General features: G+C 37.7%; 13 protein-coding genes. All 13 read right to left on the reverse strand.

Features of this window, described 5'->3' with window-relative positions; translation table 11 throughout:
• Nucleotides 1–24: 24 nt before the first annotated feature.
• The 13 genes from AAFM34_RS01750 to AAFM34_RS01810 are packed head-to-tail and all read right to left on the reverse strand — an operon-like array spanning nt 25 to nt 13,151.
• On the reverse strand, nt 25–1,200 hold the full coding sequence (locus AAFM34_RS01750) for a DegT/DnrJ/EryC1/StrS aminotransferase family protein (protein WP_341659345.1): 1,176 nt from the start codon (nt 1,198–1,200) through the stop codon (nt 25–27).
• A gap of 4 nt (nt 1,201–1,204) precedes the next feature.
• A complete protein-coding gene (locus tag AAFM34_RS01755) occupies nt 1,205–1,834 on the reverse strand; it encodes an acetyltransferase (RefSeq protein ID WP_341659347.1) in 630 nt (209 codons plus the stop codon).
• Complete coding sequence (locus tag AAFM34_RS01760; RefSeq protein ID WP_341659350.1) at nt 1,827–2,423, reverse strand: sugar transferase; 597 nt, start codon at nt 2,421–2,423, stop codon at nt 1,827–1,829. The genes AAFM34_RS01755 and AAFM34_RS01760 overlap by 8 nt, the downstream gene beginning before the upstream one ends.
• Entirely contained in the window at nt 2,407–3,558 is a 1,152-nt protein-coding gene (locus AAFM34_RS01765; RefSeq protein ID WP_341659352.1) for a glycosyltransferase family 4 protein, read from the reverse strand. The genes AAFM34_RS01760 and AAFM34_RS01765 overlap by 17 nt, the downstream gene beginning before the upstream one ends.
• Nucleotides 3,555–5,483 carry an asparagine synthase (glutamine-hydrolyzing) gene (gene asnB / locus AAFM34_RS01770; protein WP_341659354.1) on the reverse strand — a complete coding sequence of 643 codons (1,929 nt, stop codon included), beginning with the start codon at nt 5,481–5,483 and terminating at the stop codon, nt 3,555–3,557. Before asnB ends, AAFM34_RS01765 begins: the two co-directional genes overlap by 4 nt.
• Complete coding sequence (locus tag AAFM34_RS01775) at nt 5,471–6,583, reverse strand: glycosyltransferase (RefSeq protein ID WP_341659356.1); 1,113 nt, start codon at nt 6,581–6,583, stop codon at nt 5,471–5,473. Before AAFM34_RS01775 ends, asnB begins: the two co-directional genes overlap by 13 nt.
• The gene (locus AAFM34_RS01780; RefSeq protein WP_341659358.1) at nt 6,573–7,094 is read right to left on the reverse strand and encodes an acyltransferase; all 522 of its coding nucleotides are present in this window, start codon (nt 7,092–7,094) and stop codon (nt 6,573–6,575) included. Before AAFM34_RS01780 ends, AAFM34_RS01775 begins: the two co-directional genes overlap by 11 nt.
• Before the next feature lies 1 nt (nt 7,095).
• Nucleotides 7,096–8,178, reverse strand: a complete 1,083-nt coding sequence (locus AAFM34_RS01785) for a glycosyltransferase (RefSeq protein ID WP_341659360.1) — start codon at nt 8,176–8,178, stop codon at nt 7,096–7,098.
• Nucleotides 8,179–8,191: 13 nt separating this feature from the next.
• On the reverse strand, nt 8,192–9,175 hold the full coding sequence (locus AAFM34_RS01790; protein WP_341659362.1) for an EpsG family protein: 984 nt from the start codon (nt 9,173–9,175) through the stop codon (nt 8,192–8,194).
• Nucleotides 9,165–10,610, reverse strand: a complete 1,446-nt coding sequence (locus AAFM34_RS01795; RefSeq protein WP_341659364.1) for an oligosaccharide flippase family protein — start codon at nt 10,608–10,610, stop codon at nt 9,165–9,167. Before AAFM34_RS01795 ends, AAFM34_RS01790 begins: the two co-directional genes overlap by 11 nt.
• Nucleotide 10,611: 1 nt before the next feature.
• Nucleotides 10,612–11,784, reverse strand: coding sequence for a glycosyltransferase (locus tag AAFM34_RS01800; protein WP_341659366.1), 1,173 nt, complete (start codon nt 11,782–11,784; stop codon nt 10,612–10,614).
• On the reverse strand, nt 11,759–12,292 hold the full coding sequence (locus AAFM34_RS01805; protein ID WP_341659368.1) for a formyltransferase family protein: 534 nt from the start codon (nt 12,290–12,292) through the stop codon (nt 11,759–11,761). The genes AAFM34_RS01800 and AAFM34_RS01805 overlap by 26 nt, the downstream gene beginning before the upstream one ends.
• Nucleotides 12,282–13,151 (reverse strand): DegT/DnrJ/EryC1/StrS family aminotransferase, encoded by an 870-nt coding sequence (locus AAFM34_RS01810; protein WP_341659370.1) that lies wholly within the window; start codon nt 13,149–13,151, stop codon nt 12,282–12,284. The genes AAFM34_RS01805 and AAFM34_RS01810 overlap by 11 nt, the downstream gene beginning before the upstream one ends.
• Nucleotide 13,152 lies beyond the last annotated feature (1 nt).

Raw genomic sequence — 13,152 nt, forward strand, 5'->3', positions numbered from 1 at the left:
GTATTAAGATGTTGATTACAGCTACTAAGCTTGCACCTCGATAAGAACCTTCCTAATTACCTCAGCCATTACGTATACTTCGTCCTGAGTCAGTGTAGGATGAACAAGGAACATAATGCTCGTTTCACCTAAGAGCAATGCATTTTTTAAAGGTTCTCGAGGTCGAAAGTCCGTTCCGTCAAAAGCCTTCTCTTTATAAACTTCCGAGCAGCTACCTTGGTATGCAGGGACACCTTTCTCAACAATTGCCTCTATGACCTTATCTCGTGTCCACCCAGATTTGAGGTACTCTGGCCGGATAAATATATAATGTTTGTACTCTGCATGCTCGATGTAGTCGGGGACTCTTACACTACGAGCGATTGGTAACTCTGCGATTGCTGCATCTATGGTTGAAGCATTTTTCTGGCGCATCGCTGTCCATTCCGGCATTCGCTGCAATTGAATACAGCCTATCGCGGCTTGCATTTCTGTCATGCGCCAATTAGTACCAAAACTTTCGTGGACCCATCGAAAGCCCGGAGGATGCTCTCGATTATAAATAGCATCAAAACTTTTACCATGATCTTTATATGACCACATTGAAGACCATAAGCTTTTATCGTTCGTCGTTACCATGCCACCCTCACCACCAGTCGTCATGATTTTGTCTTGGCAAAAAGACCAAGCGCCTATGTGACCAATAGTTCCAACGCTTCGTCCTTTATATTTAGCCCCATGAGCTTGTGCGCAATCCTCTATCACCTTGAAGCCATACTTATCAGATAGCTCCATAATTTCATCCATCTCAGCAGGCATACCTGCGAGGTGCACAACTATTACGGCTTTAGTGGTCTCAGTTAATGCGGCTTCAATTGTTTCAGCGGTGATATTTTGGCTATTTATATCTACATCTGCGAAAATAGGTTTGGCTCCAACAGTAACAATAGAGGATACTGTAGCTAAAAAAGTTCTTGGCGTCGTAATTACATCATCACCTTTCCCGATCCCTAGAGCTTTTAAGGCGGCGTCTAATGCCAGAGTTCCGTTAGCCAGAGCTATTGCATAGTCACAACCAACCCAGGCAGCGAATTCTTTTTCAAACTTTCGCCCTTGTTGGCCTGTCCAGTAATTAACTTTATTTGAAAGTAGCACTTTGCTAACCATATCCGCCTCTTCTTGAGAGAACGAAGGCCACGGTGAAAAGGGGGTGTTTAACACTTTTCTAATCCTTGTTATCGAGTGGCTGGGCGGGAGTCCCAGCAACCACTTGCTCATTAAGAACATCACGTATTACAACAGCACCTGCTGCTATGGTCACATTACATCCTATGTTTATTAATTCCTTCACGCTAGCACCTATGCCAACCCAACTTCCAACGCCAATCTGAACCCCTCCGGCAAGATTAGCGCCGGGGCTAATATGAACTCCATCACCCAGTATACAATCATGATCGACTGTCGCTGAAGTATTTAATATACAGCTAGACCCTATATTCGAAAATGGGTTCACAACGGCACCTGCCATTACCACAGTTCCATCGCCAACTAGAGCATATTTACTTACTGTCGCAGCGGGGTGAATAAGAACGGGGAAAATAGCTCCTTTTTGGTAAAGTAGGGTCTGCTTTTCAATTCGAGTCTGATTGTGACCAATAGCAACAATCACAGCATCAAAGCTTGAACAACTTTCTAATAATCGCTCTGTCGTTCCTATAACATGCCAATGCTCAATATGAGACAATTTAGGCCAACGGTCATCAAAGAAACGAATATCGTTAAAGCCATTAAGCTCAGCAATTTCTGCTATAACTTTACCATGTCCACTAGCACCCAAGATTGCACATTTACTCACTTGAATTACCCCGAAATGGTTCAATGGTCACATGGTCATCTGCTGAAATACCTTCTTTCACAAACACCTTTTTGATGGTTAAGAAAATAATTTTAATATCGAGCCAGAATGTACGATTCTCCACATACCAAACGTCCAACTTGAATTTTTCCTCCCAACTTATAGCATTCCGTCCGTTAATTTGAGCCCAACCTGTGATCCCAGGCATAGCTTCATGTCGTCTTCTTTGTTCAGAGTTATACAAAGGTAAATATTGCATTAATAAAGGACGTGGCCCCACTAGGCTCATTTCTCCTTTCAAAATATTCCATAACTCTGGTAGTTCATCTAAGCTAGAGTTACGCAATTTACTACCTAGTGGTGTTATCCTCTCCGAGTCCGGTAACATTTTTCCATTTCGATCAATGGCATCTCTCATTGTTCGAAACTTGTACATCCGAAAAGGTTTTCCATTCAACCCTGGCCTGACCTGTTTGTATAGTATTGGAGAACCTAGATTGCTTCGAATTTTGAAAGCAATCGCTATCAGCAACGGAGCGAGAATAATTAAGCCCATAAGTGCAATAATAGAATCAAACAATCTCTTCACGATTTAACTCCAAGACCTTCATTATATCCGCATTCACTTTGTGTACATCAAACTTATCCTTTGCTAAATCATGACTTTTTTCTGCCATTGATTCCCAATGCTCTGGATTTTCAATAAACCAAATCATTCTTTCAGCTAATTCTTCTATACTACCTTTTTTAACAAGCCATCCATTTACGCCATTACAGACAGTTTCACGGCATCCTGGAACATCTGTTGTTAAAATGGGTCGACCAATCGCCATCGCTTCAAGAACGGTCCTAGGCATGCCTTCATGATAAGAAGGTAATACAAAAACACTACATCGCTCTAGGAAAGGACGAACATCAGATGTTGAACCATGGTATTGGATCCAGCCAGCACGCTGCCAACTTTGAACTTCTTCTATATTTATAGCGTCTGGCGATGAATCTTCTGGCCCAACTAAATGAAACTGAGAATCAGGGTAACGTTTTTTAACAACGGCTGCCGCTTTCGTGTATTCCCGAATCCCCTTATCACCTAATAACCTAGCAACCAGAAGAAAGCTTGTTCCTTGAGGGATCGGCTTTTTAGCATAATACTTGAGATCTACGCCCGATCCATTAACCAAAAAACACTTGTTTTTATTTACAATTCCTTGCGCTATAAACATTGACATGTCATCTTTGTTTTGAAACATGACCGCTTTTACATTTCCAAGAGCAAACCTGTAAAGCTGCTTCACAAGTGCTGTCAAAGCCCTTTTGACAATCCCTTTCTCTTGAAATGCATAGCCCAGCCCAGTAATCATGGCGTAAAAGCTGGAAACATTGGTAAATCGAGCCGCAATCCCCCCCCAAATCACGGGCTTAATTGTATAAGCCAATACTAATTTAGGTGAGTTTAATCTAAATGCTTTAATCAAACTGTAGAGTGTATGAAGATCTGAACCAACACTTAGGCTATTCCGCTTTATGGGATAGTCAATAAATGATGCCCCCAAAGATTCAATTATTGCTCGCTCAGATTTTTCTGCAAAAGATGCCATACATACAACTTTGTTATCTTTTGAGATGGTTCTAACAAGCTCTCCCCTAAAATTATAAAGAGATGCAGGCAATGCCCCCAAAACAATGACTGGCCTTTTAAATTGATCTTTGTTGCTGAATGTCATAGCCTTTTAGACCTTTTCGAATTCTCATCCAACCAACTTTGTAGCATCAAAACATCCCATAATTGTGCAGCATTATTCTCACTACCACTTACATGATTTTTAATCGATGTTTCCAAAATATCTACATTCAACAACTCTTGATTTTGGAGCTTGTCAAAAGCTAATACATCACGCATCCATGGCTGTAATTCATTTCTCAACCATGCGTTCATAGGAACACCAAAACCCATTTTAGGCCTGTCCATAATCTTCTGAGGAACATACTTATAAAGAACCTGTTTTAAAGCCCACTTTCCTGTGTCACCACGCTGCTTCATGTGCATCGGTAGCCGCCATGCGATACTTGCTACGTTAGGATCTAATAACGGTATTCTTCCCTCGAGGCTAACAGACATAGCTGTTCTATCTACCTTAGTAAGAATGTCTCCCGGCAAATATGCTATCGAATCTTGATACATCATTTTTTCTATCTCATGCTCAAGGTCTGTGCAATCAGGCTCCCAAACATCAGAATAGCCAGATAGTAAAACGAGCTGATTCACATGCTTCCAATGTTGTAAACTTAAGTTATACAAATCGTTCACGTCTTGAGCTTGCAACCAATTCACTAGTATTTTTAGTTTCTGACCGACATCACCTTTCCTTCCATACTTGTTTGCGAATGGGGATAAGAAAAAGAATAACTTACTCAACAAGGGGGTCGGAGTACTTTTTATAATGTTAGCAAAAGCCTTTCTACACGGAAACTTACTAATTTTACTCCAAATATCAGGGATAGCTTGATATCGTTTATAACCAGAGAATAACTCGTCTCCGCCATCACCACTCAAACAAACGGTAACCTTTTCCTTCGCCATTTTGCTCACTAGCAATGTAGGCAGTTGTGAGGAGTCAGAAAACGGCTCATCAAATACTTTTGGCATTTGAGGAACAAGATTTATAACATCACTCGAATCAAAGTAATGTTCTGTGTGACTCGTGCCGAGGTAATCAGCAACTTGTTTGGCGAATTCAGCCTCGTTATATCCGTCTACATTAAATCCAATAGAAAAAGTATTTATTGGTTCACTAGACTGCGCTTGCATTAAAGAGACTACAAGAGAAGAGTCTATACCACCGGATAAGAAAGCTCCTAACGGTACATCTGCTGCCATTCTCAGCTTCACAGAATGTAATAGTTCTTGCTCAAGTAACTCGACAGCTTCATCTTCACTACTGATAATATTCCCTTTTGACTTTTTAATTTCTGAGGATAAAGTCCAATAAGGTCTAATTGTCATTTTTTTACCGAGCTTAACTATCATAATATGGCCCGGGGGAAGCTTTCTTACCTCTTTATAGATAGTCAATGGTGCGGGTATGTATGAGCACTGCAGTTGCCTACAAACAGCATTTCTGTCAATGGTCAATTTCACATCATCTAATGCTTCAATTGAAGTAAGCTCCGAAGCAAATGCAAACACATTATTCTCGTGGTAATAATAAAGTGGCTTTTCACCAAATTTGTCTCGAGCTAGGATTAGAGAAGAATCCTTTCTATCCCACACTGCAAAAGCAAACATACCATTAAACAAACACAACGACTTCTCTACACCAAAATACTCAAACGCTGCCAACATGACTTCTGTGTCAGAACTTCCACTCCAAATGACGTTTGGTAACAACTCTCTAATCTCGTTAAAGTTATAGATTTCGCCATTAAATACAACCTCAAATCGTCCAGTGTGGCTGCTCATTGGTTGATGACCAGCACTAGTTAAGTCGTGTATAGCCAACCTTCGATGTCCAAGATTAACACCATCAACTTGCTTGACACCGAAACTATCTGGGCCTCTATGTGTAATACAAGTAAGCATTTTCATCAGTTGCTCATCAGAATATGAATAACTCAAAGATGAATTATAAATACCAGCTATACCACACATTTATTTTCCTCACCTAAAGAAAAGAACTTGCTGGAAATAATATTAATATCGTACGTATTCTGTATAGTCTTTGATGTCTTTTGTGAAATTTGCATCAGCTCTCTCGGTTCTTTTGAAATATATTCTTCTAAAAGCAAAGTTAACCCTCGACTATTTTTAATTTCGACAATACGTTCACTACCAATAATCAATTTAGCATCCCCTACATCCGTTGAAAATGAGATGCACCCGTACCCTGACGCTTCCGCAAGAACATTGGGGAACCCCTCTGTTTTGGAGGATAATATAAAGAAGTCAATAGACTGATAAAATGACGGCATATCAAACACTTCCCCAAGCAATTCCACCTGTTCACTCGGGACTAAAAATTCTTTCATATATTGATTAACCACTGTATTGCAAGGTGTCATTCCCCTGCCAGCCAACCTCAATTTGTACTCCTTATTGCTTATAAGGATAGGAGCGGTTGCTTCAAACAAAGTACGATAGTCTTTTGAATCGTGAAACCTTCCAGCAGCACCAAAAACAAATGCATCTGGGTTAAAGCTCCGACGTTTAAATTTTTTAAACTCATAACCGTTTGGAATATAGATAGATGTGCTAGCTTGACCATACCCAATCGCCAAGTGTTGTTGCATAGAATTTTTTGAACAATGTGCAGTGTAATGAGGAATACGGCTGACCATCAAACTCAAGCGAATCACAAGCTTTGTAGTGAATTTTTCACCATCATAATCATCCAAGGAGTGCCGTACTCCCCAAACAAGTGGGAATTTCACCGATGATATAACATAAGACAGTGCTACAACTAAATTTGCGTGATACATCCATGAATATACATATGTAACATACTCACATTTTGATAAATACTTTTTAACCTTAAGTACCGACCATGCCATTTTAAGGGGGTTGGATGCCCTTAAAGCAACAACCTCAATAAAACGATTTATCTTAGAAATCAACGCAGGAGAGACATCCATCAAGGAGATGATTGTATGCTTACTATCATTATCAGAGGCGTTAATCAGTTTTATCAATGTGTTTTCAGCACCACCCAACTCTGTAAAGTTAGTAATAACATGAACATAGTTACGAACCACTATCTAGTTCCTTGATTTTTTTAGCCGGATTGCCTGCGTAGATACCACTCTCACTAATACTCTTAGTAACCACACTGCCCGCACCAACAATGACTCGATCCGTAATACTAACACCCGGCAATATAATCGCTCTTGCTCCGATCCAGCAATCATTTCCAATATGAACAGGGGCGGTGGTACTAACTTGCTCTCTAAGCAAAAGCTTTGGATCGCTATAGTCATGCCCTCCTGTTAAAATGAGCACTTCTGGGGCAATCATAACATCGTTCCCTACAGTTATCTTACCCATTGCAACGAATCGAGATTTTTCTCCTATCCCTGAGTTGTTTCCGATTGAAATGAGACTTCCACGACCAAAGTAGACTCCTTGAGCCACATTCACATTAACACCGACGTCAGAAAATATCTTGCTTACTAAGTATGCTCTTATTCTAACGCCAATACGACTATATGATGAAGAGGGAAGATGAATTCCGAATAGATAATAGATTAACAACCAGATTACTTTCATATTAACTCAACGCTTCGATGATTTTATTAACATAATTCTTAACTGAACGTTGTTTAACATGTTCTCTCATAAGACTTATGTTTTCAGCTTGATTTTCTTGAGATTCTCCTAGCGCTTTCTGCATTGCCAACATTAAAGATGTTGCAGAGTTCGGCCTGCATACAGTTATGCCTGGGAGGTTTGAAATACCTTCAGCACATTCTGTACAAACAACCTTACTAGAGACAGCCATTTGTTCCAATAATACATTAGGAAACCCTTCGTGAATCGAAGAAGTAACAGTAAGCTTCGCGCGTTTCATATAGGGAAGCGGATTATTACAATGACCAATAAAACGAATTCTATTAGACAGGCCTAATGACCGTGACATCGACTTTAAGTCATTTAAGAGGGGACCATCACCTAAAATCACAAGTTTTAAATCTAAGCCTAAGAGTTTAAATGCTTCAATAAGAATATCGACTCCCTTTTCACCCACCAAGCGACCCACAAATACGATTGATTGTTCTAGGTCCTCGTTAACCGGCACCAAAGAACGCATTTCCACATTCTTATAGTCGATTGGGTTACCCAGTACTAAGCTTCGGTTTTGCTCCAAACATGGCACATGTTGAATCAACTCATTATACATGCTTTGAGTCTGACATATGAGCAAAGAGTCTTTAGAGTACATACGATAAAACATTTTGAATGCCAAAAGTCTTACTCCAGAAAACCAAGAGAAAATATTTGTGGATTCCCTTAGAATTTGCTTATTAACTATCAATATTCTTATGGCTCTAGCGAGACTGATAAATGCGTTACAATGAACATGAGAGCTAAAAGAATAATCAAACTTTTCTTTGCGCAGAAAAAATTTATAAAATTCAAAAAACAACAGAATCACGCCCAATCGTTCTTTGTTTGCTGCAAGGTATATTTTTTCTGCATTAACATCTGACCATGTGTTATTGTTCCCCCCACACATGAAGATGACAATCACATGCAGCCCCCGCTCAGAAAGCTCCTTGGCCATACGATACAAGTTCAGCTCAGATCCCGCTAAAGTATCGGTTGGTAAAACAAACAGCACTTTTCTACTCACTAATCTATCCTCATCAGCTAAACAACTGAAGCCATAAGGCCCATTGAAACAAAATATAAGAAAGAATTATAGATAAAAACGGTAAGCGTATTTCATCCCTTAGGTGACTTAGATAAATCAAAATAAAAGGGAAGGCAAAGGCTAAATATCTAGAACTATAGGCATTAAAAAGAGTGGAAATTACAAATAAAGACATCAAGGATACAGTAAAGAAAAATAATCCATTTCTTTCATGCTTAGAAAACACAATGAATAATACAAGCAGCGCTCCCCAAGCTGAAGCATAAATTAAAGACTGAGAGCCAGAGTTACTATATGCCCTACGGTCACCAATAATAGCGAGTACAGCATCTTGTCCAACAATAACGACGAGAGAGCCAAACATGATTATTTGGAATATAATCAAGGTGTTGACATTTTCATTTTTGTGGAAGGTGAACTTGCCAAATAGCATAGATAAAGTAAGGAAAGAAAACAATATTATAGATGACATATGTACTGAAAAAGAAACACAAAAAAGAAGGAAAAAAATAATTTTGTGTCTCTCATAACAAGCAATAGCTGCTAGTACCATAACAAACATCAAAGCACTTCTTTGTTGAGACATAACCAAGTCTATCAGTAATGGATTTATCAGAAGAATCGCATATACCAAACTCTTTATTCGAGATATAGTAAACCATGAAATAAGAAAACAACAAAGAAAAGACACTGAATATAAGAATAAATATGGAGATAAATTAAACTTTCCAGCAATGTAAAGGAAATATGCCCATAAAGCTTCGGAAAATATATAACCTTTAATAGATCCTACCTGAGCAAAGCCAAAGGCAGAATCGTTTTCTATCATTAAATTATATCTAGCAACATAATTTATAATATCTACGAAAGGATAGTCTCTAATCACCTGCCAAGGTATCAATACAATAAAACAAGAAACGCCAAAATAAATAAAAAAATTAATGATAGCGTGCTGCTCTACTTTTCTACTTGACATTTGAAAGCCCTATATAGACTTTTTTTAATAAGAAAATATTCAAAATCACAGCAAGAAAAACCGAAGACAAAAGCACACTTCCTAAATCTTCTATATGACTATTTAAGTACAAGGTAACACAGGCTAGAACTATACATGGGATTATATTTACAGTGAGTGACCTAAGCCATAACAGCAAATAATTAGTATTGATTTTCAGTAGCAATATTAAAGACCAAGCCAACACTATGGCTGCGCATATGGCCCACAGCTTAGAAATGAGGAGAGCGTCAACCGTATCCATAACCGACACACTGATACAGAGAACTATAGTACTAAGGGCATAACCAAAAGACAGTATCCTTGCATGACCATTTGCTAAAAGTACATTAGCTATAATAATGTACAATGCATGGATAAATACCGATAATAACAGGTACCTTGAGATATCTATCATAGTAACGACATTCTCGTTACCACTCAGCCAAAGGTCATAGATAAACTCCATATTTAACCCTACAACGACTAATATCACACCAGCCATTATTGTGACGATAGACATGGTGGAATAAAACGTTTTATAAGCGTTATCATTTCCATCTGGCAGTGCACCAACAAGTCTTGGAAAGGCTGTAGAAGTTATAGGGTATATAAGTGTTAAAATCGCCATAGGAAAAGTTAAAGATAAATTATAAATCCCAAGGTCTCCGGTGGTCGAAAAAATAGTAAGAAGCAGTATAGGCCCTTGAAAGTAAAAGAGAGAAGCTACAGTAAATACCGTTATATTGGCAGCAAAAGAAAAGAAACGCTTAAGTTCTGGCTTGCTAAACTGGCACCTCACTCTAGGCAAGGTTTTCCATGAAGTCCATCTTAAAAGTATAGTTTGCACAAACATTGCCACTATCATCACGTAGAAATAGCTCTGTATCTTTGCTTCAATGCTCATTAAAATAACGAACATAACTAGATTTGTTATGATATTCATAACACAAAGTACAATGTTCATCTGCAAAAATTTTTTTTGGCCACTCAATATGGACTGATATAAGCTTTGCGGCCATGAAACTATTATTAGCAGCCCCATCAAAGTTATAATATATGAGCCATCAACTGACAAATCATCAATTGTTAACCACTTCTCAGAAATAACCCCAGAAGTAAGGAAAACTAATAGCCCTAGTAAAACTGAAATAGAAAGATATATTCTCTCAACAAATAGAAGATTAGGAGTAACCAACATTAGCTGATTATCCGATTCACATTCCGCTATTGTTTTGTTTGCAGCATACCCCATACCGAAGTCAAATAAGACCATAATAGAGGTTAGGCTTAAGTAAAAACCAATTAGCCCATATGATGACACACCAAAGCTATTAACATAAATCGGTATCATCACAAAGCGAATGCTTATATTCACTAATTGGTTTATATAGTTTGATATAACATCAAATTTCATCTTAACGAAACTTTAACTTTCCTTTAGACCAATAAGAGCCGGAATACGTTTTCTTAATTACTCTTTCGATAGTAGCTCTTAACTGCTCAGCTCTTATGTCAGCAGTATGATTATCCAGTACCACTTGTTGTCCTCTGAGTGCAATTGATTGCGCGACCTCAATATCTCCAAGAAGCTCTTTATTCAATCTTGGTAGGTCATCTGGAGTTGCAACAATCGCACTAACATCAGCTTCATAGCCTAACTTGTCAAATCCGATACAAGGGTCACACACTAATAAAGATCCAGATGCCGGGATTTCCAAGAACTTTCTAATCGGCATCCTCATATCTGAACCGCAAGTATAACTGAACTTTGACCTAGCAAGTTTATCGAAGAAGAGTTTATTTAATTTTCTAACATTACTTTCCTTTGAATAAGGTTTAAGTCCTAACTTTTGCTGAAATATCATTGAATAGACAGAAAAGTTTCTACCTTGATCAAAACTAATATTGTTGGATTTTAGAATTGCTTTTGCTTCTCGCCTTCTGGGATAAGAAGCACCTAGAATAGACCAATCTGTTTTCCTGCCACATAAACTCATGTAGTTAAACTCATTAGGCACAACAAAATGAGGAACACCTATTATTCGCTCATCATGCTCAGTCACCAACTCATGCCATCGATTACTATGTTCGTAACTCTTGGAAACGGATAATTTTCCATAATCCCTTTTTTCCCAAAAATCTTTATTCACACCAATAATAAGGTCTGCTTCATCAACAAGATACTGATAATAATTTTCACCTAACGCTTGGTAGTCAAACTGCAACATAGAAACAATATTAGTACAACCATATTGCTTCTCAACACCTCTATCTTTCCAAAATATATCCAAGTGGCTTACTGGACAGGTTAGTACATAGTTTTTTTGATAAAATTCAAACTTATCTTTGCATAAGCGAACGGAGTTCTCGTTAACGATCTGTTCACTCATACCATGCTCCGTTCGAATTATAGCATCATAAGGACCCGTTTTTTCGATAAACTTTTCTATACCATGTCGAAGCGTATCTTCACTTGAATAACCAGGCCCGTAAAAAGTAACATCTCCCAATCGGCTCATAACGTAAGGTGTAAATAGCCTAGTTGGGTTAAAGTATAATACATTACAATCTATAACTAATATTTTCATTGTAGATCTCCTCCAATTGAGATAATATATTTTTTTCAAAGGCTGTTTTTATTTTTTCTCTCACCGAGATAATCGTCTCAGAAATACCAACATCTACTGAGGATTGAAAATAAATTGGCCCAGAATCTATACCTTGGTCGACTAAGTGAATAGTATAACCAGCCTTTTCTTCTCCATTAATTAATGCCCAAGTACCGCCATGCATACCTCTATATCTAGGTAGCAATGCTCCATGGACATTAATGAACTTCACTTTCTCTATCATTTTTTGCGGAATTAGTGGTGCATAAGACATCATAAAAATAAATTCTGGCTCTAGGTCTACAGCCTCTTCATAACCATCTATAATCCGTATCGTATTTTCCTTACAATATCGGTATGCCTCTGAGCTTGAGTTCGTACTGGGACCATAAGCGATTAATGGGATACCTTTTTTTTCTATATTTTTAACAAGGTAATCAATTTCATCACCTTCGCCTAGAATTACAATTCCCTTATTAACTCTCATTTATTTCAATATCCCCAATTAGTTTTAAGATACGATTTATATCATTTTCAGAATACCAAGGGTTAAGCGGTATCGTTACCCAGTTTTTATTATAAGTCTTTAAGATTTCAATATGCTTTTTTTGCGCAATCCTATAAACCTTATTTACATTATCAATAGTGTCAATATAACCAAAACAAAATGGACAGACTTCATCAGACTTATCATAAATTAAATCTTTATTAATTAAACTCTCATACATTTTATATTGTCTGATTCGTTCTTGATGAGAAAAACTCAAATAATTTAAATTATTGTAAAAATCTTTTTTTACTTTTTCAGACTGAACAAACTCACATTTAAACCTATCGGATGTTTTAATTACAAGTCCGCCAGTTTTAATCGGCAAGGTCTTAGGAAGAGAGTGAATGAGATAATCCCCATGCTTTCCTAGATGCTCTCCCTTATACTTTGAAGTTAATGAATGAGCAGAATCTTCTACTAATGGTATATTTCTTTCTTGTGCGATTTCATATAATGATTCTACCTTTTCACACGGAATTCCAAACTCATGTATAACAAATATAAGTTTGGTTTTTTCTGTCAATACTCTAGAGACTTTGCAAAAGTTAAACAAAGTGCTGGTAACGCATGAAGAAACAAATGGAGAATCTGAAGTAGTAACAATGTATGTCTCATCTTCTCTTCTTAACTTATGGAATTTCATAATTTGTGAAATCGCGTCTTTAGCAGTTTCAGTGAAATTGAGTTCTTGATGTGCCAAATTTGTTTCTATGGTTTTACTCTCTGTATGGTCAACAGCTTTCTTTTTATATTGCTCAAAGGGTAAAATTTTTAATGGTTTGAGACGGCTGTTCATG

It is taken from the genome of Vibrio sp. (assembly GCF_038138445.1).
In the GTDB taxonomy this organism is placed as follows: domain Bacteria; phylum Pseudomonadota; class Gammaproteobacteria; order Enterobacterales; family Vibrionaceae; genus Vibrio.